We start from the raw sequence: 22,134 nt of genomic DNA, 5'->3' as shown, positions 1-22,134 counted from the left end.
GTTATAGCTCCTTGGAAAAAGCCTCATAGGCGGCCCGCAGATCGGCTTCACGATCGAGCGGGGCAAAGGGGTAGTCGAAGGTATAGGACACCTCAGACTGCGGGTGCGTCCAGGTTCGCTCCGCCGCGGACAGCTCCGCGCCGGGCTTCAGCTTCTCCTGAAGCTTCACAATCTCCTTCGGTACTTTACGGCCATGCGCATCATAAAGGTGCTGTTGATCGTAGCGACGCATCACGGGGAATTGGGTGCGATAAATCATGCACAGCTCATCAGCGCTGATACCCAAGGACAAGGCCACAATGGCATCAATCTCATTCTGTGCATGCCAGCGCTCCTTCGCGTTCCGCAGCGGCGTCTCCGGCGTCCACTCCTCACCCGTGATCTGCTCCCACAAGGGCGCATAGGCGCGAGTGAGGCAGTTCAACTCCAGATAGCGGCGAGCCGCGATGGGCCACAGCGCGTTCTCGGTGCCGAGGGGGAGCACTTCGAAAACAGTCGCCATAATATGCCCTGTTCCGGTCGACCGAAGATAGAAATCTACAAGGAACGAGCTGGCTGTGAACGCTGCGGCAAGTGTGCTCTCGTCCCTCATCGGCCCAGCAGAGGTAATGGTGTACAAGTGCGTGGATTCTGGGGGCAGTAGAGCAGGGTAGAGCGTCCGAAAACCGGTAGTCGCAGCCATGTTTCGCCATCCGACGCGGGAAAACGATGATGCGTACTCCTTTTTCCCGTCTACGGTCCACGTGCCAAACAAGCCATTTATTGCAGCTTGATCCAAGGAATCATCGAATGCATATGAGGTCGCAGGAATAAAGTCTTCGGCTACGGCCTCGAGGTCGATCTCGGACCAGTCCTTGTTGCTCTTCATCGTGGGATTGGGCTGCTTGATCATGGGCGTGGATACGCCCAGATGTGGGCCTTGCAGAATCGCCTCGGCCCAGGAATCTGGATGCTGCCACGAGGTGTCGAAGTACCCCTTCTTCTTGTCTGTGGTTTCATTCCAACCGATGGAGAACTGTAGCCCCAGCGAACCAATACGATCTGCGGCAGCGAGCTTTTCCAGAACGGCGGCAGCAGCGGTGTTCACGGTATAGACCATGCGCGTTTCCAGCAGCGGCGTGTCGGGATCCTCGAGAACGGACTTCCACAGCTCGAGGGTGTTCTTATCCACGGTGGCAATGCGATCACGGTGGGGCCGCAGATCCCAGTTATCGTTCTCGTCCCTGAAACCGGGGAGTATGCCGCTTCCATCGTGCTTAAAAGAATCGCTCACGCTCGTGGGGTGGTAGAGAGAGTTCGCAGAAAGGAATCTGGGGTCGTCTACGGCAATGGAATAAACATGAACGCCGTACGTGACGTGATTATCCACATCGAAGAGCTTGAGCTCGTTGATGAACTGCCAGTGGCGGCGCAGGCGCCGATAGGCCCCTATGCGCAGGGCCGCAGCCTTCTTCTCGGTGAAGTGTGATTCGGGGTGGATCAGGGAGATCACACCAGTATCGCTGGCATTGGCCCAGGTGCGCTCTATGAAGCCCCGGTAGAGATCAGGTCGCTGATCTTTGAGATGGGGGTAGCGGGTGATATCGCCAAGCACAGCGGCAACGACTACCGAATCGGAAATACCGCGCGACATCGTTGCAAGAACAGCGTCATTGTCCGCCAAGGATTCGCGCCGTGCTTGCTTTTCCTTTTGGGTCGGTTTGGCGGCAAGTTTGAACCATGGATCGTGCTCAGCGAGGAGCCCGTTCACGTCCACGTCGGGCCGCACCCACGGCGGGTTACCCACTTGGAAGTCGAAGCCGCCCTCGGCCATCACGGCGGCGAAGTCGAGATCCCAGTGGAAGAAGCTCTGCTCGGCACTGACACGCTCCACGATGGCTAGCCACGGGTGCGCCTCCAGCAGCTCCTCGTACTTCAGAGCGCCGGAGGCCTTGAACTCGAGATCCTCGATAAAGTCCAAGTCCTCCCAATCCATGGCGAAGCCGAATCCCTCGGCCTGCTTCTTTCCAGACTTCAGGGCGTCATTGGCCCGGCCCAAGGCGTGGTGAAGCATGCGCAGCCACTCCTCACGGCTGGGGAGCAGCTCCGTTTCCTTCAGCGGCCAGAACCACAGGGCGTTCCAAGCGTTCATGATCAGCCGCAGGCGCTGATAGGAACCATTGAGATTAGCGAAGAGCTCCTGCTCAATCTGTGCACGAGTGACCGCGCCGGCGCTGCGCTGCTCCGGCTGGCCCCATAGGTTAATGGTGCGCCGCGCCTGCTGTTCTGCGATGCGCAGGCGCACCAGAGCAAAGCGCCATAGCACCTCGACTCGCTCGGAGAGCTCCGCGAGCTCGCGGGCGTGTGTCTTGCTAAAGCCCTTCTGCACCGACTTTCGCCACGTCTTCATGGCTGCGATCTGCTCGGGCGCCATGGCTTTGAGGTCTTTGGATTCGCTGGCGGCACCCCAGCCAAGGGCGGGAACGAGGAAGTGATGCACCCGCGAGGAGACCGTCGGATCGGGTCTCTGCGTGATAATGGCTTCCGAGACCGTCTGCACGCTGTGGTGCCGCGGGCGCTCCGAGAGGTACTGCTTGGTGGTGAGAGCGTCTGTGCTCAGTGTGGAACGCGTCGCCCCGATAAGCGAGTTGCCGTGGCGCAGGTGCAGGCCGAACCACGGGGCCTTCAAATCGGCGGTCATGGTGTTTAGCCACAGCGAGATCTCGGCGAGCTCCACGGCGGTGCGGTTGAGGTCTACGCCATAGACCTGGTGCAGGGCGATGGAGGCCTTCACCTTTTGCAGTTCCTCGGTGAGGGACTCCGCCGGAATCTGCTCATCGAGCTCTTCTTGTTTCAGCGTGATGTAGAGCTCTGCCAGCTGGTTCACGGCCTCCACGGCGAAGGCGCCGGAGCCCATCGCCGGCTCGCAGATACTCAGGTTCAGCACATCATCGGCGCAGCTGATACGCCCCGAACTGCGCAGCTCCTCGATGGCCTGGCCCACGGTGAACTCGGTGATCACCGGCGGGGAATAGAAGGAGGCCGAGCGCTCTCGATCCCGGGAGGATTGGCGGTACACAAAGGAGCCGGCCTTGTGGCGACGATTGCGGGTGCGGGTGCCGGAGATGGCGTCGTCAATCCGCTCTTGGACGAAGCTGTCCGGGGGCAGAGTGGCGGCCAGCGACTCGGGCACAACCCATGATCCCTTGGAGGGATCGCCGTGGGGCGCGACCTCCAGCAGCTCTTGGGTGGCGATGAAGCCGGTATAGGACATCAGGCCCTCGTACACCTGGCCAAGCTGGGTGACACCGAGGGTGGCATAGGAGACGAAGCCGCGCTCACGGCCCGAGGTTTCGGGGGTGAGCAGCAGGTTTTGCAGCACTGTGTGGAGGGCGGCATTGGAGAGTTTGACGCGGGAGATATACGCGGTGGCATCCGGTTTGAAGAGATCCGCGGCGAGATTCCGGAAGCGGAGGCCATCGGCGCCGGCGTTGGCGTCGAAAAGCTCGGCGGTGGGGTCCAAGGGATCATGGCCCTGATCCACCAAGGAGAAGAGGAGATCGAGGCTGTCGTAGAGGTAGGTGCCGCGGGCGGCCCGCTCGCTGGGTGGTTCGATGAGGATCTGGTCGCGCAAGTTCGACAGACCATAGCCCTCGTCATATTCGGGCACTCCGGTGGGCAGGATCTGCAGCTCCGGAGAGGCCTCGGCGAAGAGTAGGAAGAGGATGCGATAGAGATAGCGCAGCGATTGTTTGGCCAGCTCATTGCCGTCGAGATCAATCGGCAGGCGCTGCTCGCGGTGGCGATCCAGCACATCATTGCCGATGATTTCGATGGATTCCTTAATGGCCTGGCGGAGGCTTTCACTCACCTTCACGGCGTGCTCGCGGGACTCGGCGAGCGTCTCGAGCCACCAGGTGCTGCCATCGGGGGCGCAGGTGATGTTCTCCCACGCCAGGGCGGCGCACACCTGCTGTAGCTCGCCGCGATTCTTGGTGTTATTGCGCTCGGCGGCAAGGGCCACATCCACGCCGAAATACCGACCGAGGGGCCAGGAATCGCGTTCGGCGAGAATCACCCAGGAGCCGGCGATCAGCACGATGAAGGCCGGCTGTTCCTCGCTGAGGAATAGTTCCGTCACCAGCTTGGTGGCCGACCACTCCAGCTCGGCGCCATCCAGGCTCGGCAGGGTCAGCGGGGTGGCCTCCACCAGCTCTTCAATATTGGTGATGGGAGAAACACGAAGGGTAGCGGTCTTGTGCTGCAGCGAACCGGTGAAGGCGAGGGTGCCGGCGCTGCTCTGCACCTCCTGCGCTGCCGGGTGCGGATAGCCACAGGCGGATTCGATGGCCGCGGCGGCGGCCTCCACCGAGGAAGGAGTGGCGGGGTCAATGGTGGATAGCGCCGTCTGCAGCTCATTGCGCTGGGCAGTGAGCCGACCCCACGGGGAGGTGGAGGACGCGGAATCCTTATCGTCGGCCTTCCACACCTTCACTGCGTCCTCGGCGCGCTTGCCAAAGGACGCGCCCTTGGTGTTCTCATCGTTGGTCAGGTAGTAATCGCTGATCCACTCGTCAACGTTGGCGATGGAATCGAAAGAAGCCATGGGGGAGATCCTTGTTATGCGCTGGGGGTGGTGGCGGGAATGATGACGGCGAGGGGACGGATAAGGGAACGCTGCGGGCGGGTGGCCACGAGCATCTCACGCTGCTTGTCCACCACGGCACGAGAGCGGGGCGCCCGGCCGGAGCTGTGGCCGATGGCGCTTTCCCATTCGGCGGCGCGCTCCGACCACGCCGCGGCGCGGCTTTCGGCCTCGGCGATGCCGGCGCTCTGGATGGCGTCGACATGCGTCTCCGCGACATCAAGCGCCGCGCGGATCAGCCGGTTCGTCTCCGGCGGAACCCTGAGCGAGCCAGTGGAAATAGCCTGCTCATTCAAACCGATCTCACGCAGCATGGCGACGGGATCGGTGACGGTATCCACCGTGGCCGCAGGAATCCCCTCGGGCACATCTAGGCCGAACTGGCCTGGGGTGGCCAGCAGGAAGGAACGGGTGACCACTTGGCCGCGGGAGCTGGTGAGCGTGGCCATGAGCAGCACCGTGAGCTCCTCCACAGCGCCGGTGAATGCGGGAATCTCGGACTTAGCCATCGAGGACAGGGCGCGATCGGCGGCCCAATCCGATACCGGGTGCAGCGGGCCCAGATAGTGCGCCTTCGGCCAGGTCTTGGAATCGTTATCGCGGGCCGCCTGCAGCTGCGACTCGCCGCGGGCGGTGGAGGTGGCCAGCATTAGGCGCTTCTTGACCTGGCGATAGTCCACGTAGTCCTGGGGCAGCAGATCGAAACGGCGCTGCAGATCCGATGGGGGAGTCAGCTCCATCGTGTCATTATCGTGCAGCTCCATCGACACCCCGCCGCGCGCCGGGGACTCCGAGGCCACATCATGAAACGCCTCCGCGAGGGCCTGCACGAGATAGTCCTGCTCGCTGGAGAACAGGCTATGAGTAGCCGAGGAGGTAAGTGGCTGCTCCGGTTCCTCGTCGAGGATCAGGGTGCCGCTGTTGAGCATGGCCCAGAGATCATCCACGGCGCGTTCATCCGCGCTGCTCTCGGCCGAGGGGGCATCCGCGTCCGGAGCGTCCGCGTCGGTGGCGTGGTCTTCGGCGTGGCGGGCGGCGCGGTCGCGGGCGTCACGCACCACCTCTTCTGCGGTGCGGATAGTGGATTCGAGATCACGGCGGCCCCGAAGAATATCGCGGACGCTATCTTCCTCGCTGCGGATGGAATGCTTGCCCATGAGCAAGGAGGCATCGCCGAGGAATTGGTGGGCGGCGTGCTCACGCTCGACGAGCTTTTCTAATACGTGGGTCTCGCCGATGCCCTCCTCGGGATCGAGCAGCAGCGTCGCGATCTGCGGCGGGTTGGTTTGGCCATAGCGATCAATACGGCCATTGCGCTGCTGGATACGGATAAGCGACCACGGGATGTCATAGTGCACCAGGTGGTGGCATTGGCTGTGCAGGTTCACGCCCTCGCTGGCCACATCGCCGGTAATGAGCACCCGGAGCTTGGAATCGGCGCGCTTGAACTCGTCGATCAGCTCCATTTGCTCCACATCGGACATGCCGCCGTGCATGACCTTCACCGCGCCCTTGCCCAGCTTGAGGTCCTTGCTCAGGTTGGTCTCGAGGAAGTGCAAGGTGGCGACACGCTCAGAGAAGATCACCACTCGCTGCGAGGAGCGCTTCTTAATGCCCACCTCATTGCGCAGATAGTCCACGAGCTGGAAGTACTTATTGGAATTATCGGGGGTGATACGCTCGGCCAGCTCGCGCAGCCGGTGCAGGGCCTGCACTTGGGCGGCGCTGCTGGTGGAGGCGGAATCTGCGGCCAGAGTGCGCAGGCGGTTATCGATGGTCTCCAGCAGGGCGGCAGGGGAGGAAAGATAGGCCTTGACCAGGGTCCACGGGAAAAGATCGCCGGCCAGTTTCGTGCTCACCCACGTCTCGCTGAGCTCGCGGGCCACGGCATTTTCCTCCGCCGAGGCCTCGATGAGGATATTGGTGGGCTCCGCGCGAATCGCCCACTTATCGCCCACCACCGAGGCGACCTCCTTGGAGTTGCGGTGGCGGCGGATAATGAGGTCCTTGGCGGCGGCCTCATCAATCACCCCACTCGGGCTCACGGCCAGAGGATCGAGCAGGCGCAGGATCTCCTTAAACGAGTCCGGGTCGCCATTGTGCGGGGTGGCCGAGGCGAGGATCAGCGCATCGGTGCGCGGCGCGAGCGTGCGCACCAAGCGGTTATTGTGCGTGCCGGCATTGGTGGCGTTGTGGATCTCATCCACAATCACGATGTCCCAGTTCACCTTCTCCAGCTGGGCGAGGTACTTAGGGGACTTCAAGGTATCCATGGACACGATTACGCGCGGGAAGTATGTGAAGGGGTTTTTGCTGGCCGGCAGCTTCTGGCGCACCTTTTGAATGCCGATCGAATCGAGACGTACCAGTGGAATGGAAAAGCGCGTCCACAGTTCCTGCTGGAACTGCTCCAGCACATGCTTCGGGGTGACCACCAGAATGCGCTCGCCGCGGCCACGCCGAATCAACTCGGCGGCGATCATGCCGATTTCGAGGGTCTTGCCCAGGCCGACGGCGTCGGCAAGCAACACGCGGGGCTGTACCCGCTCGGGGTCGAGAGCCATGCGCACGGCCGCGAGCTGATAATCGAGCGGGTCCGCGAGCATACGGGTGGCCACGTCGAGCTTCTGTTGTCGCAGCGGCACCGGGGTTTGGCGCATCGTGGACTCCAGCCACAGCTTCGAGTGGCGATAGCGCGGGGAATTATCCGGTACGGGAGTGACCGCGGCGGGGTCGAAGATGCGGACATCGTCCAGGGCGGTGAAGAAAGTGGCGGTGGTATCGCGCACATAATCGCTGAGGCCGCGGACCTTGATGCGGAAGCCATCGGTGGAGCGGGTTACGTGGGTGACCAGCCACGACTCATTGCGCACCTCCACGGTGACGCCGGGCGCGAGCTGATCGAAGTAGCTGGGGTCGCGGGGGCTGGCGGTAGCAGATGAGGCCGCTGCGGAGGGCTGAGTCATAGTTTCATAAGTTTAATTACTCAGCGCTCATGGTGGGCCAATATAGCTACGCCGTGTTGGGGTGGGTGCGGGGCGGGTGATCGCAGGCGATTCGCCCCGCCCAGCGGCCCTATAAACGCAGGCTGCACTGCGTGAGCAGCTTCACCCTACGGAACCGTAGCTTAAGGGGCGGGGAGGACTACACTGGAGTTCATGAGTAAATATGGCAAGAAAAACGTTGGTGAAGAAGACCGCAAGGTTCGTTATGGGGTCGCTGGCGCCCTGGCTCTCGCCGGCCTCGCTGTAAAGGGAAAGGGGGCCAAGGCGGGCCTGCTCGGTGCCGCAGCTGGCATCGGCGCCACGGCCTATGTGGGTAGCTGCCCGCTCTACAGTTTCCTCGGCGTCAACTCCGCCGCCTAGCCCGCGGTAGTGTCGCCGCACACCCTGCGCGGCCCCACCTGCTCTGGACGGGATCCCTACAGATCCATGAGGGAGCGAATCTCCTCGGGGAGTTCTTCCTGGGAGGTGATGGTGGGGCCGTCGTAGTCGCGCAGAATCTCATACACCCGTCCCCGCGCCGCGCTATCGAGCAGCGGCAGCTCCTCGGCCATGAGACGAGTCATGAACCCATCCAGCGGCAGCTGCGTATGCTCCGCCGCGATATAGGTTTCCTTCTTCGGGTCGACGGGCTTCTTCTTTTTAAACAGATCAAATAGCGCCATGCCCCCATCGTAGAGGCTGGCGCCAAACGACCAGCACCGGACGTTAGTCGGCGTCCTCGGTGTCCTCGTCGTCGTCCTTATCTGCTGCGCTTCGTTCCTGCGTGGCTCTGAGTGCCTGCAGCGCCTTGTTGACGGCATCGGTGTCTATCTCGCCATCTTCCACTTTGAATAGCCCAATGAGTTCACGTGCCATGTCAGTGCCTCCTTGTCCCTGAACACGGGGATATCTCCGTAGTGTATGTTCTGGCCTGCGCCCCGACAAGGGTTCATACCCGCGTGCGTGGGTGGCGACTAAGCTAAACGGCTATGACATCTCCCCAACCCCACGACACCCCCGTGCTCACCTACACCCTCGACGACACCCTCGTGGGTCGCCTCGCCCCGGCCGTAGCCACCGCCGTGTCCGTGGCTCTGCCGGAGTATGTGCCCTGTCGCCTCGCCCGCGGTGTGCTCACGACCGCGCTGTTCACCAGCGCTTTCGGGGTGAGCGTCTGGGCCACCACCCAGGACGATAACCCCGATAATGACCCCGAGGTAGCCCTCGCCAAGATCCGCGCCACCCTCGACGCCGACGATCAACGCCCCGTCGACAGCCCCCGCGGTTTTTGGACCAAGGCCGCGCTCGCTGGCGCCGGCCTCTGGGCGGGATTCAAGGCCCAGAGCGCGCTTATCGACGCCTCCTCCGCGGCCCTGCGCGCCGCTGGCGTCTCCAAACCCCGCACCTATATTGGCCTCGGCCTCGGTGCTGCCGTCTACGCCCTCGGCGAGGCCACGCAGCGCGCCGAGCTCGCCGCCAAGGAAGGAAAGTAGGCGCCATGCTTGCAGTGACCGACCGCCCCGATGAGCAGCACCACGTGATCTGGCACGTGGACGATGACTTCGATACCGCCACCGGCGTGACCGCGGGCGCCTGGATTCTCGGCGGCGACTATCCCGTGGGCCGCGAGCGCGAAAAAGACCTGCTGCAGGTGGATGCCGTGCTGGATTCCCGCGAGGCGATTAGCGCCCTCGTCGAGCGCATGCGCACCGCCGCCGAGGAGCTCAAAGCCTCCACCAAGAACCTGCGCCTGCCGGCGATCACGGATCCCGACTGGGAATCCTATGAGGACGCCTTCAGTGGCGAGCCCATCGCCCGCGAGTGTTGGGTGCGGGTGCGCGCCGTGGTGGATCTCATCGAGGTCTGGCACGGCATGGAGCGGGCGAGGTTGCGTCGTAAAGCATTAAAGGACGCCGACCCCAACTACCGCCCGCTGCCTGCAGGCTAGGCGCTCGCCCTGCGAGGCGGCCATGCGTGGTTTAGATTAGCCCGTGTGAACCAGTCCCATCCCAGCTTCGAGGTCGACGATTACGACTACGCGCTGCTCTACCACGTGGAAGAACCCGCCTCTGGGGCGTGGCGGCGCATCCGTGTTCCCGCCAGCATCCCCATGGACCGCTTCGCCCGCATCATGCGCGTAGTACTGGACCAGCAAGAAGCCGGCGACTACTGCTTTTTCACCCCCACCGCCACCATCAAACCGGGCGCGAAAACCAGCACTGAACTCGATCAATGGGCGGCCGAGGCCATCACCCTGGGCTCCCTCGGCGAGGAGAACTTCCGCTTCCGCTTCAACGATCACCTATCGGTGAATCTGCGGCTGATCACCACCCTCAGCGGCATCGGCGGCTCCGATACGCACTGCATCGACGGCGAAGGACGGCTAGACGAGCCGGAGTTTTCCGTGGACGTGATCAACCGTGAACTGGACTCCGAACGCTGGGTGGAGGCCACGCTCAGCCGGGCGAAAAGCTCGCTGAAGGACGTGATCAACCGCGCCGGGCTCTGGGAGGCCACCCAGCTGGTGGCGCTCGGCATGGACACCCGGCAGCGCGCCACCACAGCGGAGCGGCACAGCCTGCTCGAACCGCTGGTGCACTATATCCACGAGCGGCACGACACCGTCCCCGGCGATCCCTTGCTGCGGGCGCTGGGTCTAGTTGATGGCGAGGGCGGGCTCACCGCCGTGGGCCGGCACGCACTCAGCGACCCCGCGGCCCTGTGGGTGCAGCTGAGTCGCACCCTGCCCGTCGAACGGGAAGTGGTGAGCAATGACGCCGCCTGGCTGCTGCTGCTCAGCTATATTGCCGGGATGCCGCGCGGCACCACCGAGGCCTTCGTGATGCAAGGCATGGTGTGGGCCGGCCATCGCGGGACCGGCTCCACCGTATTAGTCACCGATGACATCCGCTCCCTGGCCTCGCGCACGCTCTCGGTACTGGAGATGCTCGGGATCATCGCCAACGATCTGCTCGTGGTGGGCGGGCCGCTGCACAATGCGCGCATCGACCTGCTGCGCGCCATCATCACCGACTAAAGCGCTCGTGGGCCAGAATGTAGGCCCAGGGGTGCTAGTATCCCCCACGTGGATGCGAACTCGACCAAGCCCGAATACACCGGACCGCTGCCCTCCGTAGAGGGCCTCGACGCCGGCGCGATGGCGTCCAAGGATAAGTCGCTGCACGTGCAGGCCTTCAAGTTCATCGTCTCCGGTGGCCTCTCGGCTGTGGTGGACCTCGGCCTGACCTATCTGCTGCACATCGTCTTTGGCGTGGACAAAAACCTCGGGCGCCTCGTGGGATTCATCTTTGGCACGCTCACCGCCTACATGATCAACCGCCGCTGGACCTTCCAAGCCGAGCCCTCGGCCAAGCGCTTTAGCGCCGTGGCGGTTCTCTACACCATCACCGCAGTGGTGAACCTCGGCTTCTTCGCCGTGGGCTACAACATCTTCTACGGCTGGGGCTGGGGCGAGCGGCTGTCTACCGTGGCGGCCTTCGTGATCGCCCAAGGCACCGCCACCGTGATCAACTTCATCGTCCAGCGGTTGTGGATCTTCAAAGTGCGCTAGGGGCTGGTTAGGGGCGTTCGAAGCGCTCTCGGCGGCCCTGCTGGTGCAGCTTGAACCACTCGAGGAAACCCCGCAGATCCTTGCGCTGCACCAAAAAGAACCAGCCGAAACGGGCATACTCCTGCGGTAGCAGCTTGCGCATGCCGGGCTGATTCATCAGATAGCCGCGATTGCGGTAAGTGAAAAAGCGCTTGCCCTCATTATCCGGGTATTGGGTGTGCATCCGCCCGCCCAAGATCGGCTTAAACTCCTCCGAACCATCGGGGTGCAGATAAGCCGTCTGCAAACAGGTGCCGAAGCGCAGGCCCGAGCGCGCCAGGCGGCGATGATATTCCACCTCGTCGCCGCGGATGAATAGCCGCAGATCCGGCACGCCAATGCGTTCGGTCGCGGTTCGCGAAAACAGCGCCCCATTAAACAGCGAGGCGATGTTTTCGAGCAGCTCCTCCTCGCCCAGCTCCGAGCGGTAGCGCCGCCACTCCACCCCGCGGCGCAGCGGGAAGGCGAGCTTATCGGGCTGCTGCAGATTGCACACCACAGGGGAGACCTCGTCCAGCCCGTGGGCCTCGGCGCAGCGCACCAAGGTGGCGAGCACCTCGGTATCCTCTGGGCGGCCATCATCATCCGCGCACCAGATAGCATCCGCGCCGAGCGCCAGAGCCGTGAGGAAGCCATAGGCAAACCCCCCCGCACCGCCTAGATTGGTGCGGCTCGGCAGATAGACGCCACGCTCCCCGGCAACCTCCTCTACCAGCTGCCGCACCGCGTCTTCGGCGCCATTATCCACCACGATGATGTGCTCGACGGGGTGGGTCTGGGTGGCCACGATCTCGAGCGAGTGGCGCAGCAACTCGGCGCGGTGGTGGGTGACGATAACAGCGGCAATGGAATCCGTAGTGTGCAGCGGCATAGCTTTTATCTTCTCATACCGCAGCAAGGGCGGCGGCTGCGCTCGAGGCGGGCGCGACTGCTAGTTCTGCTCCGCAGGATCATCGATATGGGCCAGCAGGCGGCGCACATGATCGGCCGCGCCCTTGCCCTCATAGGCCTCCACCACATCCGGCACCGTGCCGGCCTGCTTGATCGTGCCATGATCAATCCACAGCGCCGTATCGCAGAGCTGGGCCAAAAAGTCATTCGAGTGCGAGGCAAATACCAGGATGCCGGAGCGCTGCACCAACTCCTGGAGGCGCTTGCGCGCCTTCGCCATAAACTCCGCATCCACCGCGCCGATGCCCTCATCCAGCAGCAGAATCTCCGGCTCGATAGAGGTGACCACACCCAGTGCGAGGCGGATGCGCATACCGGTGGAGTAGGTGCGCAGCGGCATGGCCAAATAATCGCCAAGATCGGTGAAATCGGCGATCTCATCCATCTTCTTCTTCATCTGTTGGCGCGTCTGGCCCAGGAACAAGCCGCGAATGATGATGTTCTCGTAGCCGGAGATCTCCGGGTCCATGCCCACGCCAAGATCAAAGACGGGCGCCACCCGGCCGCGCACATGCGCCGAGCCGCGGGTGGGCTCATAGATCCCCGAGAGCAGCCGCAGCAGCGTGGACTTACCCGCGCCATTATGGCCTACCAGGCCGACGCGGTCGCCCTCCTGCAGATGCAGATTGATATCGCGCAGCGCCTCCACGACCACCACATTGGAGTCATTCTTGCCAATGATGCCGCCGGCAGCGCCCAGCGCCGCCTTCTTCAGCGAGCGGGTTTTGGCGTCGAAGATCGGGAAATCAACGCAAGCATTGTAGGTATCGATAGAGACCATGGGATCGTTGTGCACCTTTATGTGGAAGTGAAAGTGGAGGGAGGCGTCGATAAGCGAAAAAGCACTACACCCAATAGCTGACGCGATAGCGCCAGGTGCGCATCGCCAGCAGCGCCAGAATCAAACCGGCGGCGGTGAAGCCCAGCACCACCCACCAGTGATAAACCGGCAGCGGCGCGCCGATCAAGGGGGCGCGGATAACCTCCATGTAGTGATACAGCGGATTCAACTCCGCGAGCCGGGCACGGCCCTCAACCTGGCCGCCCTGATCCTTCAGAGTTTGGGTGGTCCACACAATCGGAGTCACATAAAACAGCAGCTGGGTCAGCGCCTCCAGCAGCGGGGAAATATCGCGGAAACGGGTGGAGACAATGCCAAAGAACATAGCCACCCACACGCCATTGAGCAGCAACAGCACCATCGCGGGGATGGCCAGCAGCAGCTCCCAGCCCAAACTGCGCGGGAAAACCAGCATCAGGATCACCCAAATAACCAAGTTATGGGCCAAAAACAGCGTCTGCTTCCATACCAGGCGATACACATGCACCGATAGCGCCGAGGGCAGCTGCTTAATCAAACCCTCATTGGCGATGAACACCTCCGAGCCCTCGCGGATACAGCCCGAGATGAAGTTCCACATGATCAACCCCACCGTCACATGCGGCAGGAACTCCGCCAAAGGAATGCGGAAAAGAACCGAATAGAGCAGACCCAAAGCGAGGGCCATCACGCCCGTAGCGATCGTGATCCACAGCGGGCCCAGCACCGAGCGGCGATAGCGCTGCTTAATGTCCTGCCAGCCGAGCTGCAGCCACAGCTCATTCTGCTGTGCGCCCCGCACCAAATCCGACCACGCGGCCGCGAACGTCTGGGAACGCGAAGGCGGCGCCGTGGTCTCATCCGTGCGGGTAATCCGCTCGATCGTGGCCTCTAAGTTGCGTGATTGGCTGTCTGACACAGTAAATAACCCTATAGGTTCAGCCGCTAAAAGTGGACTAGATTGGCGGCGGGGTGGCGCGCCTGGGGCGTTGCGTGGGGTGTGCGAGTGGCGCTGTGTGGGATGTACGCGGGGTGCTGCGTGGGCTGCGTGAGGCGGGGGTGTGGGGCGTGGGGCACGCGGTGGAGCACGGCGACTACGGCGGCTGCGGCGGGTGTCTCAGGTGTGGCGCACGTGGCCCCTGCGACGCAGGAGACACCCGAAGGGAGGCACGGCGGCGGGGTTAGAGTGAACATTCTGTGAGCTAGATGCTTGCCTTGCAGGAAACCTTAGGGCGGTGGGTAAGCTGTGTACTACCGTTGGTAAGGCTGTACGCAGCGACACCAGCGGCCGGCGTGCCGTGCAATCCGGCGGGGTACCACGAGAAGTAAAGGAGCGTTCAACACAGGATGGTCTTCGATGCCCCACGTGTACGTGGACTCTACGTCTCGTTGAGTGATGGTTGGATCTATCTCAACGCCCCGCAGACCCAAATTCCGGAAAAGGTTTACGCCGGCCTCTCCAATGCTTTCCGCACCAGTCGCAGCATGATGCGCCCCGAGCCCACCACTGGGCACCATTCACGTAGCTATAGCGTGGGGCGCACGGGGGCGCAGGATACCGAGGACGCGGCCCGTCGCGCTATTGCTGACCTTTTGGGCACCCGCGCCGACTGCGTGGTCCTAGGCCCGAATCGCCAAGACCTGCTCATCGCGCTGGCGCGCTCTATTTCCTCGCGGCTGCGTCGCTCCGATGTGGTGCTCAGCCCGGACCCGATCTTCGAGCCCTTTGCTCGCGAGGCCAAGAACACCATCTACGCCCAATACGATCTCACCCTCGGCTCCATTCCCGCCGAACAGTTCAGTGAGCTCGTCACGGGAGCCACCCGCCTGGTGGCGCTGCCCGCGGCCGATGGCCTGCTGGGCGTGGTGCACGATATCACCAGCATCGCCGAGGCCACCCACAGTCGCGCCCGCGCCTGGGTGCTGGCCGATCTCAGCGACGTGGTGCCCTATCGCTTGAGCTCGATGGATGAGCTCGGCATCGACATCGCGGTGCTGGATGTCTCCGGCATGGGTGGCCCCGATGTCTCCGCCCTCGTGTTCCGCTCCGCAAGCATGCTGGGCCGGTTGCAGCGGCCGCTGGAATTTCCCGCCGTCTCCCCAGGGCTGCTCGGCGGTGTGCCGCCGATCATCGACCACTACGCAGACCTCAACGAAAACGCCAGCGGTAACCGCCGACGTCGCCTTGAGATGGCCTTCGAGGACATGTCCAGCCATTTGAGCAAGGTGTATCATCACCTGCTCGAATCACTCACCCTGCACGGGGTGCACATCGTGGGCGTCTCCGGTGATGCCACCGATCTCGGGGCCTTGGACTTAGATCGTATTCCGCGGATCTCCGTGGTGCTGCCGGATGTTCCCGCCGCCACCGTGCAGGAGCGGCTCGCTTCCAATGGCATTGCCACCGTGCTCCCGCCCGCCTCGCCGCTGCTGGACGAGATGGGTGTCACCGATGCCGGTGGTGCGGTGACTATCGGGTTGGCGCCCTATAACTCCGAATACGATATCGACCAGCTCGCCCGGGTGCTGGCCTCGCTGGCATAACCGCCGCTGTTGTCACCAGCCTCGCTGGCGTCATAGAAGAAGCCTTCAGAGCAGAACTCACCGCCGCGCAGCCGAGTATCGTTTCCTCGCTGCGCGGCGGTGTTGTGTATATGCGGCGGCAGCCGTGCCCGCTGCGGCGCGCTCAGGATAGGGCCTTGGCTGTGCCGGCGGGTCAGTGGTGTGCTTAGGAGATCTCGAGGATGATCTTGCCGGTCATTTCGCCCTTGGCCATGATCCGGTGCGCCTCCGCGGCCTCAGTAATCGGCAGCACCGTGGAGATCTGTTGGCTGATCTCGCCGGATTCCAGCAGCGGCCACACACCCTGCTGGGTCTGGCGCACGATCTCTGCCTTGTCCTCGGTGGAACGATTACGCAGGGTGGTGGCAGCGAGAGTGCCGCGCTTCGAGAGCAGCCGGCCCACGTTCAGCTCGCCCTTGGGGCCGCCGATCAAACCAATGATGGTCACCGTGCCGTCCATGGCCAGTGCCTTCACATTGGAATCCAGGTAGGAGCCGCCGACCACATCCAGGATCACATTGCACTTATTGCGCATGACCTCGGCGAAATCCTGCTCCTTATAGTTAATAGCCACATCGGCGCCCAGCTGGGTCATCAGCTCCACCTTCTCGGCGGAACCGGCCGTGCCCGCCACCGTGCAGCCCAAGGCCTTGCCGAGCTGAATAGCGAAGGTGCCGATACCGCCGCCACCGCCGTGCACCAGCAGCGTTTGGCCCTTCTCCAGATGGGCGGTCATCACAATATTCGACCACACCGTGGTGGCCACCTCCACGATGGACGCGGCCTCGGTGAAGCTCCAGCCTTCGGGGACTGGGAGCAGCTGGCCCGCGGGCACCGCGGCGTATTCGGCATAGCCGCCGCCCGCGAGCAGGGCGCACACCTTATCGCCCACTGCGTAGTCGCTATCGCCCGGATCGGCCACCACGCCCGCAATCTCTAGGCCGAGGATCTCGGAGGCACCCTCCGGCGGCGGATAGGCGCCAGCGCGCTGCGCCAGATCGGCGCGATTGACGCCCGCGGCCTTGACCTCCACCAACACCTCGCCCGCGGCGAGGCTGGGACGCTCTACCTCATCCCACACCAGATCCGGGCGCTTGGGATTATCGGATTCAACGAGAGTGATAGCTTTCATTGTGTCGTGCTTTGTGTGTTCAGTCATAGCCTCCACAGTAGGTGAACGCGGGGCGAATCGGCTAGGATGACTGGAGTCTGTGGCCCACCCGCCCCTGCGAGTGCGGTCCACGCAGGCAGGGAGGCGTGGCAGAGCGGCCGAATGCACTCGCCTTGAAAGCGAGCGACCCGTGAAACGGTCCGGGGGTTCAAATCCCTCCGCCTCCGCATATAGATGTAGCGCGACACTGGTTATTTTCAGTGCCGCGCTACATTTTTTTTGCAGGTACAGGCTGCGGCATGGGGGCTGGCGCAGCAGCCTAAGAGGTCTAAGATACCTAAGAGGTTAAAGCCCCAGCTCCCGCCACACGCTCAGCAGACGATCCATCTCCGCAGCGTTGGTCACGGTCACGCGCAGCCCCTCTGGGAAGGCGCGCACCAGCACATCCTTGTCCGCTAGTGCCGACGCCACCTCGAGCGCATCCTCGCGCGGAATCCACACAAAGTTCGCCTCGGAGGGCACCGCCTGCAGCTCCTGGCACACCCGCTGCCGCTGCTCCACCACCTCATCGGTGCGCTGCAGCAGCTGCGCGGACTCTGCCAACGAGGCGCTCGCGGCGGCCTGGGCCACGGCATTCACGCCGAAGGGGATGGCCACCTTGTTCAGCGCCTCGATGATCTCGGGGGCGCCGAAGGCATAACCAATGCGCATGGCGGCCAAGCCATAGGCCTTCGAGAAGGTGCGCAGGGCGACGAGGTTCGGGTACTCGTGGATCGCCGTGTGCCCGATGGGGGTGTCGGTGGCGCGCATGTACTCGAAGTAGGCCTCATCGAGGGCCACGATCACATCCCGCGGCACGGCCTGCATGAACTCAGCAAACTCGGCGGCGGTGATAGTGGTGCCGGTGGGGTTATTCGGATTGCACACGAATACCAGACGGGTGGCGTCGGTGATGGCCGCAGCCATGGCGGGCAGGTCGAGGCGATGATCCGCAGTCAGCGGCACCGGCACGCCGGTGGCGTTGGCCACCTGGGCGAAGATGGGATAGGCCTCGAAGGAGCGCCACGGGAACACCACCTCTTCGCCGCGGTCGCAGGCGATCTGCACCAATTGCTGACACAGCGCGGAGGAGCCGCAGCCCACGGCCACCTGCTCGACCTTTAGGCCGAGGTGCGCGGCGAGCTGTTCCCGGATATCCAGTGCTGCCATGTCTGGATAGCGGTTCGCCTGGGAGGTGGCCTGCTCCATGGCGGTGAGCACGGCCGGCAGCGGGCCACTCGCCACTTCATTACTGGATAGCTTGAGGGCACGCGGATTGCGCTTGCCCGGAACATAGGCCGGCAAAGAAGCAAGATCAGGGCGAATCATGGTGCCTAACACTAGCACTCGTCGCCTGATACCCACGGTTTTTGCGCCCCCACAAATGATTGCTATTATGGCCTGAGCGCATTGCGTATGCGCGTGGAGACGTGCCAGAGCGGCCGAATGGGGCTCACTGCTAATGAGTTGCCCTCTTAACGGAGGGCCGGAGGTTCAAATCCTCTCGTCTCCGCTCTCACCTCTCTTCGGAGAGCGTGAGAATGCGCCCGTAGCTCAACGGATAGAGCATCTGACTACGGATCAGAAGGTTAGGGGTTCGAATCCCTTCGGGCGCACCACAGATAACCCCAGTTCATCGCCATGATGAGCTGGGGTTGTCGCATGTGTGGGCTCTGTCCCACTGTCATGGATCCCGCGCCCCACAGCGGGCGATGTCCATGGAACACCTGCCCGTTGTGCTCACCGCCGTCGGGGCTGAGTGTCCTGCGGCTGAGCGTCGATAAGCTCCTCGAACCCGCCCCACAGCAGCCGAATATGTAATACAGTTCACAATCATGAAGGATAAGCAGTGGCTTCGGGTTGCGCTTCCTGTGTTCGGGGTGGCGTGGGGAGGAAATGGCTTCACGCCGATGCTGGTGTACTACCGCGGGCAGGGGGCGCTGGCCGCGGTGGTCGTGGACCTCATGCTGGTGTATTACGCCATCGGCGTGGCGATCGGGCTATTGGCCACCGGCCCACTCTCGGATCGCTATGGCCGGCGGGCGCTCATGCTGCCCGCCCCCATCGTGGCGCTACTGGGTTCTGTGCTCATTGCCAGCGGCGAGCAGACCGCCTGGCTCATGGGGCTCGGGCGTTTCTGCGCTGGTACTGCCGTGGGCATGGCCATGACCGCGGGCGGCAGCTGGATCAAAGAGCTCTCCTCTCCGCGCTTCGATCCCAGCGCCGCGCCCTCCTCGGGGGCGATGCGCGTGGCGATGTCGCTCAGCGCCGGCTTCGGCCTGGGCGCGGGCGCCTCTGGGCTGATCGGGCAGTGGGCGCCGCTGCCGGGTCAGCTGCCCTTCGTCTTTCATATCCTGCTCACCCTCGCCTTCCAGCCGCTGCTCTTCGGGGTGCAGGAAACCCGCCAATCCCCGCGCCGTGGGCCCGGCCATTATGGCCGCAGCGGCATATTTCCCCTGCGCGCCATGTTCAGCTTCCGCTTCATCTTCCTCGCCGCCGCCGTGGCGCCCTGGGTATTCGGCACCGCCTTCGTGGGCAACGCCATCCTGCCGCAGCGCTTCCAACCCGAGATGGAGCATCCCATTGCTCTCACCGGCATGTTCATCACCATCGTGCTCATCACTGGCTTCGTGGTGCAGCGCGGCATGCCGCTGGTGCCGGCACGCCTGCGCCCCGCGCTCAGCTTGGGTGCCGTGGTGCTAGCGATGAGCACCGCGGTGTACGTGGTGGAGCACCTGAGCTTGGTGCGGGTCGCCTTGGCCTGCGTGCTGCTGGGGATTTCCTATGGCTCCTGCATGTACACCGGCCTATCTGAGACGATCGAGGTCGCCGCACCCAATGAGCTGGGAAGTCTCTCCGGGGTGTACTACTCGCTCACCTATACCGGCATGATTTTCCCCGCGGTGCTCACAGCGCTCTCGGGCCGTTTCGGGTATCCGCAGATGCTTGGCTTCGGCGCCGCGGTGGCGGTGGTGCTGCTCCTGCTCGCCGTGGGGGCCTCGCGCCGGGTCTATGGCGCGGGGCGGGGGTAGCGAGCGTGGGTACGCAATCGTAGGTTAGCGCGCGAAGGGGAACATCTCCGCCTTAGAGTGGGCGGTGAGTGCGGGGTAGTGCTGCGCTTATCGACGCCTCCCTCCAGCCACGTCCCGCCCGATCGTGAGTGAACAACCTCTAAGGAGATGAGATGACACTGCGCCAGAATCTCTGTGTGCTTGCTGCCGGGTCGCTATTACTTGCCGGATGCTCCTCCGGTTCCTCGGACCGCTCCGGCTCCGAATCCACCGCCGATACCACCCCTGCCGAGACCGCCACGGTGGATGCCGCCGGCCTCGATGTGCAGGCGCATCGCGGCGGTAGGGGAGAGCACACCGAGGAATCCCTCACGGCGTTTTCCCACGCCCTTGATCTCGGGGTGGACACCCTCGAGCTGGACATCGTGATGAGCGCCGATGGGGTGCCCATGGTGTGGCACGATCCCCGCATCGAGGACACGAAATGCGCAGATACCGAGCCCGCTACCGAGGGCGATGAGCAGTACCCCTATGTGGGCGCGCTCGTCCACGAGCTCAGCTATGCCCAGCTGGAGACGCTGCGCTGCGATAAGACGCTGGAGGATTTCCCGGACGCCACCCCGGCCACGGACAATAGGATCGCCCAGCTCTCCGAGGTATTCGCGCTAGCCAAGGAGAAGAACCCCGAGGTCAGCTACAATATCGAGACCAAGATCGAGGCCGAGAACCCCGCCGAGTCCGCCCCGCCGCGGGAGTTCGTGGACGCCATTCTCGCCGCCGCCGATGAGGCGGGGCTGCGGGAGAAGATCACCATTCAAAGTTTCGACTGGTCCAGCCTCGAGATCGTGCAGGACATCGCCCCCGAGGTGCCCACAGTGGCGCTCTACGATGAGACCACCTGGACCGAGAACTCCCCCTGGCTGGGATCGGTGAACTACGAGGACACGGACGGCGATGTGCTGGCCGCGGTGCAGCAGCTCGGCGCCGATGTGGTGAGCCCGGGCTATGCGGTGCCCTATGGGACCACGGCGGGGGAGGGGGACTATCACCCCGTGGCCACCGCCGAGTATGTGGATCGCGCCCATGACCTGGGGCTGAAGGTGATCCCGTGGACGGTCAATGATGAGCCCACGATGCGCGATCAGATCGAGGCCGGGGTAGATGGGATCATCACCGACTATCCCACGCTATTGGTGCAGGTGGCTCAAGGTTATGGCTGGAAGCCGCAGCGAGGCTAAGAGCCCTGCATCTTTTCCCTACACCCCTGTTGCCGCTGGTGCGCAGGGGTTTTCTCATTGCTACCCCCACATGTGCGGATGCTCCGTTGTGTCTTTGTCCACATTCCGTACTCATCTGACGTTATAACCAGATACACTTTGGGGTGTATCACAGCCCTCGGGTGTCACTGATTCGATCAGGCATCACCGCGCACTGGATACTCCCATAGTGACGATCCCCGCCGACCAGCCACTGCTGCTGGATCGGTGAGATTCACGACGTGGGAGTTGATCCCCTTGACACACCGGAGGTGAGCAGGCATGACAGAGCTTCGTATAGCTCGTGTGCTGAGCAATAACGCCGTGGTGGTGCGCGATTCCGAGGGCCCAGCCCCCCAGTCCAAAGTGATTGTGGGCAAAGGACTTGGCTTCGGCGCATCCATCGGAGACATCATGTCTCGCGCTGAGGTCACTGCCGCAGAAAATCGGCAAGAATATGTGGAACTCACCGCGGAGCAGGAAGAAATCCTCACCAGCCTCGGCCGTATCAACGCCGCCCAGCTGGCCGTAATTAGCGCCGCCATAGACTTAGCCGTGGATGTGCTGGGGGAATTGCATCCCTCAATCTATGTGATTCTCACCGAGCATCTCTCGGCAGCAGTTGAGCGCGTCGATCGCGGCGAGCTCATCGAAAACACCCTCGTCAACGAGATCAAAGCGGTATTCCCCGAGGCCTTTTCCGCCGCGGAAGTGGTGGTGCACTACCTCAACGCCAACCTCGACACCCGCGATCTGCCGCTTGATGAGGCCGCGTTTATCACCCTCCACCTCACCGCCGCCCGCACAGGCGACACCGTGAAAAAGCCCTTGGCCACGGCCAATGCTATTTCCCGGGCGGAGCAGCTCATTCACCGGCGGCTCCGCATTACCGCTCCGGGCATGGGCGATGAGGTGAGCGTCGATAAGCGCGACGCAGCAGATGATTCCTTGCCTATTCGGCTCCGTTATCTCCTCACGCGGCTGCGGGAGCAGAACTATCGCAGCAATGCCCTCGCCAGCACTATTTCCCGGCAATTGCCGGAGGAATGGGAGTTGGCCGAGGACGTGATACGCGACCTTGCGGGCACGGACACCTTAGATAAAAAACTTCGCGGAGAGACCGCTTTTCTCGCGGTGTATCTGCACGGATACGCACAATAAAACAC

General features: G+C 63.1%; 18 protein-coding genes and 3 tRNA genes. 12 read left to right on the top strand and 9 right to left on the bottom strand.

Annotated elements, in window-relative coordinates:
• Position 1 precedes the first annotated feature (1 nt).
• Together KR227_RS07515 and KR227_RS07510 are read right to left on the bottom strand one after the other, a co-directional pair.
• Positions 2-4,585, bottom strand: a complete 4,584-nt coding sequence (locus tag KR227_RS07515) for a DNA methyltransferase (RefSeq protein WP_218364740.1) — start codon at positions 4,583-4,585, stop codon at positions 2-4.
• A gap of 14 nt (positions 4,586-4,599) precedes the next feature.
• Positions 4,600-7,590 (bottom strand): DEAD/DEAH box helicase, encoded by a 2,991-nt coding sequence (locus KR227_RS07510; RefSeq protein WP_218364737.1) that lies wholly within the window; start codon positions 7,588-7,590, stop codon positions 4,600-4,602.
• A 192-nt stretch (positions 7,591-7,782) separates the two neighbouring features.
• Here KR227_RS07510 and KR227_RS07505 point away from each other — a divergent pair, with 192 nt between their 5' ends.
• Positions 7,783-7,989 carry a YgaP-like transmembrane domain gene (locus KR227_RS07505; protein ID WP_151550333.1) on the top strand — a complete coding sequence of 69 codons (207 nt, stop codon included), beginning with the start codon at positions 7,783-7,785 and terminating at the stop codon, positions 7,987-7,989.
• A 56-nt stretch (positions 7,990-8,045) separates the two neighbouring features.
• On the opposite strand, the gene KR227_RS07500 is transcribed toward KR227_RS07505, so the two are convergent.
• Positions 8,046-8,291, bottom strand: coding sequence for a hypothetical protein (locus KR227_RS07500; RefSeq protein WP_218364736.1), 246 nt, complete (start codon positions 8,289-8,291; stop codon positions 8,046-8,048).
• A gap of 43 nt (positions 8,292-8,334) precedes the next feature.
• Entirely contained in the window at positions 8,335-8,484 is a 150-nt protein-coding gene (locus tag KR227_RS07495) for a hypothetical protein (RefSeq protein WP_218364735.1), read from the bottom strand.
• 113 nt (positions 8,485-8,597) lie between these two features.
• On the opposite strand from KR227_RS07495, the gene KR227_RS07490 reads away from it, so the two are divergent.
• The 4 genes from KR227_RS07490 (at position 8,598) to KR227_RS07475 (ending at position 11,179) form a co-directional block, all read left to right on the top strand.
• Positions 8,598-9,101 (top strand): hypothetical protein, encoded by a 504-nt coding sequence (locus KR227_RS07490; protein ID WP_218364734.1) that lies wholly within the window; start codon positions 8,598-8,600, stop codon positions 9,099-9,101.
• A 5-nt stretch (positions 9,102-9,106) separates the two neighbouring features.
• A complete protein-coding gene (locus tag KR227_RS07485; protein ID WP_151530383.1) occupies positions 9,107-9,556 on the top strand; it encodes a hypothetical protein in 450 nt (149 codons plus the stop codon).
• 45 nt (positions 9,557-9,601) lie between these two features.
• A complete protein-coding gene (locus KR227_RS07480) occupies positions 9,602-10,645 on the top strand; it encodes a plasmid pRiA4b ORF-3 family protein (RefSeq protein WP_218364733.1) in 1,044 nt (347 codons plus the stop codon).
• Between the two features lie 120 nt (positions 10,646-10,765).
• Complete coding sequence (locus KR227_RS07475; protein WP_218364890.1) at positions 10,766-11,179, top strand: GtrA family protein; 414 nt, start codon at positions 10,766-10,768, stop codon at positions 11,177-11,179.
• Between the two features lie 7 nt (positions 11,180-11,186).
• On the opposite strand, the gene KR227_RS07470 is transcribed toward KR227_RS07475, so the two are convergent.
• The 3 genes from KR227_RS07470 to KR227_RS07460 form a co-directional block, all read right to left on the bottom strand.
• Positions 11,187-12,089 (bottom strand): glycosyltransferase, encoded by a 903-nt coding sequence (locus KR227_RS07470; RefSeq protein WP_218364732.1) that lies wholly within the window; start codon positions 12,087-12,089, stop codon positions 11,187-11,189.
• A gap of 60 nt (positions 12,090-12,149) precedes the next feature.
• A complete protein-coding gene (locus KR227_RS07465; protein ID WP_218364731.1) occupies positions 12,150-12,950 on the bottom strand; it encodes an ABC transporter ATP-binding protein in 801 nt (266 codons plus the stop codon).
• Between the two features lie 64 nt (positions 12,951-13,014).
• Positions 13,015-13,908, bottom strand: coding sequence for an ABC transporter permease (locus KR227_RS07460; protein ID WP_218364729.1), 894 nt, complete (start codon positions 13,906-13,908; stop codon positions 13,015-13,017).
• Positions 13,909-14,378: 470 nt separating this feature from the next.
• Here KR227_RS07460 and KR227_RS07455 point away from each other — a divergent pair, with 470 nt between their 5' ends.
• Positions 14,379-15,533, top strand: coding sequence for an aminotransferase class V-fold PLP-dependent enzyme (locus tag KR227_RS07455; RefSeq protein WP_218364727.1), 1,155 nt, complete (start codon positions 14,379-14,381; stop codon positions 15,531-15,533).
• Positions 15,534-15,717: 184 nt separating this feature from the next.
• On the opposite strand, the gene KR227_RS07450 is transcribed toward KR227_RS07455, so the two are convergent.
• Entirely contained in the window at positions 15,718-16,683 is a 966-nt protein-coding gene (locus tag KR227_RS07450; RefSeq protein WP_218364889.1) for an NAD(P)H-quinone oxidoreductase, read from the bottom strand.
• A 119-nt stretch (positions 16,684-16,802) separates the two neighbouring features.
• On the opposite strand from KR227_RS07450, the gene KR227_RS07445 reads away from it, so the two are divergent.
• Positions 16,803-16,889, top strand: a tRNA-Ser gene (locus KR227_RS07445).
• A 118-nt stretch (positions 16,890-17,007) separates the two neighbouring features.
• Here KR227_RS07445 and hisC read toward each other — a convergent pair.
• Positions 17,008-18,030 (bottom strand): histidinol-phosphate transaminase, encoded by a 1,023-nt coding sequence (gene hisC / locus KR227_RS07440; protein WP_218364726.1) that lies wholly within the window; start codon positions 18,028-18,030, stop codon positions 17,008-17,010.
• A 95-nt stretch (positions 18,031-18,125) separates the two neighbouring features.
• On the opposite strand from hisC, the gene KR227_RS07435 reads away from it, so the two are divergent.
• The 5 genes from KR227_RS07435 to KR227_RS07415 all read left to right on the top strand — a co-directional run bounded on the left by KR227_RS07435 (position 18,126) and on the right by KR227_RS07415 (position 22,129).
• Positions 18,126-18,214, top strand: a tRNA-Ser gene (locus tag KR227_RS07435).
• A gap of 30 nt (positions 18,215-18,244) precedes the next feature.
• Positions 18,245-18,320: transfer RNA gene (locus tag KR227_RS07430), tRNA-Arg, on the top strand.
• A gap of 216 nt (positions 18,321-18,536) precedes the next feature.
• A complete protein-coding gene (locus KR227_RS07425; RefSeq protein ID WP_218364725.1) occupies positions 18,537-19,733 on the top strand; it encodes an MFS transporter in 1,197 nt (398 codons plus the stop codon).
• 152 nt (positions 19,734-19,885) lie between these two features.
• Positions 19,886-20,950 (top strand): glycerophosphodiester phosphodiesterase family protein, encoded by a 1,065-nt coding sequence (locus KR227_RS07420; RefSeq protein ID WP_218364724.1) that lies wholly within the window; start codon positions 19,886-19,888, stop codon positions 20,948-20,950.
• 300 nt (positions 20,951-21,250) lie between these two features.
• The gene (locus tag KR227_RS07415) at positions 21,251-22,129 is read left to right on the top strand and encodes a PRD domain-containing protein (RefSeq protein WP_218364723.1); all 879 of its coding nucleotides are present in this window, start codon (positions 21,251-21,253) and stop codon (positions 22,127-22,129) included.
• Positions 22,130-22,134 lie beyond the last annotated feature (5 nt).

Source organism: Corynebacterium sp. TAE3-ERU30 (genome assembly GCF_019209925.1).
GTDB classification, from domain to species: Bacteria; Actinomycetota; Actinomycetes; order Mycobacteriales; family Mycobacteriaceae; genus Corynebacterium; species Corynebacterium megadyptis.
This window is presented reverse-complemented; position numbering and strand designations above follow the sequence as displayed.

What these genes read in the sequence shown, in the direction of transcription:
- KR227_RS07470 (WP_218364732.1), bottom strand. Translation starts at nt 12,089, where the DNA reads ATGCCGCTGCACACTACGGATTCCATTGCCGCTGTTATCGTCACCCAC.
- KR227_RS07425 (WP_218364725.1), top strand. Translation starts at nt 18,537, where the DNA reads ATGAAGGATAAGCAGTGGCTTCGGGTTGCGCTTCCTGTGTTCGGGGTG.
- hisC (WP_218364726.1), bottom strand. Translation starts at nt 18,030, where the DNA reads ATGATTCGCCCTGATCTTGCTTCTTTGCCGGCCTATGTTCCGGGCAAG.
- KR227_RS07485 (WP_151530383.1), top strand. Translation starts at nt 9,107, where the DNA reads ATGCTTGCAGTGACCGACCGCCCCGATGAGCAGCACCACGTGATCTGG.
- KR227_RS07415 (WP_218364723.1), top strand. Translation starts at nt 21,251, where the DNA reads ATGACAGAGCTTCGTATAGCTCGTGTGCTGAGCAATAACGCCGTGGTG.
- KR227_RS07500 (WP_218364736.1), bottom strand. Translation starts at nt 8,291, where the DNA reads ATGGCGCTATTTGATCTGTTTAAAAAGAAGAAGCCCGTCGACCCGAAG.
- KR227_RS07450 (WP_218364889.1), bottom strand. Translation starts at nt 16,683, where the DNA reads ATGAAAGCTATCACTCTCGTTGAATCCGATAATCCCAAGCGCCCGGAT.
- KR227_RS07475 (WP_218364890.1), top strand. Translation starts at nt 10,766, where the DNA reads ATGGCGTCCAAGGATAAGTCGCTGCACGTGCAGGCCTTCAAGTTCATC.
- KR227_RS07510 (WP_218364737.1), bottom strand. Translation starts at nt 7,590, where the DNA reads ATGACTCAGCCCTCCGCAGCGGCCTCATCTGCTACCGCCAGCCCCCGC.
- KR227_RS07495 (WP_218364735.1), bottom strand. Translation starts at nt 8,484, where the DNA reads ATGGCACGTGAACTCATTGGGCTATTCAAAGTGGAAGATGGCGAGATA.
- KR227_RS07465 (WP_218364731.1), bottom strand. Translation starts at nt 12,950, where the DNA reads ATGGTCTCTATCGATACCTACAATGCTTGCGTTGATTTCCCGATCTTC.
- KR227_RS07490 (WP_218364734.1), top strand. Translation starts at nt 8,598, where the DNA reads ATGACATCTCCCCAACCCCACGACACCCCCGTGCTCACCTACACCCTC.
- KR227_RS07505 (WP_151550333.1), top strand. Translation starts at nt 7,783, where the DNA reads ATGAGTAAATATGGCAAGAAAAACGTTGGTGAAGAAGACCGCAAGGTT.
- KR227_RS07515 (WP_218364740.1), bottom strand. Translation starts at nt 4,585, where the DNA reads ATGGCTTCTTTCGATTCCATCGCCAACGTTGACGAGTGGATCAGCGAT.
- KR227_RS07420 (WP_218364724.1), top strand. Translation starts at nt 19,886, where the DNA reads ATGACACTGCGCCAGAATCTCTGTGTGCTTGCTGCCGGGTCGCTATTA.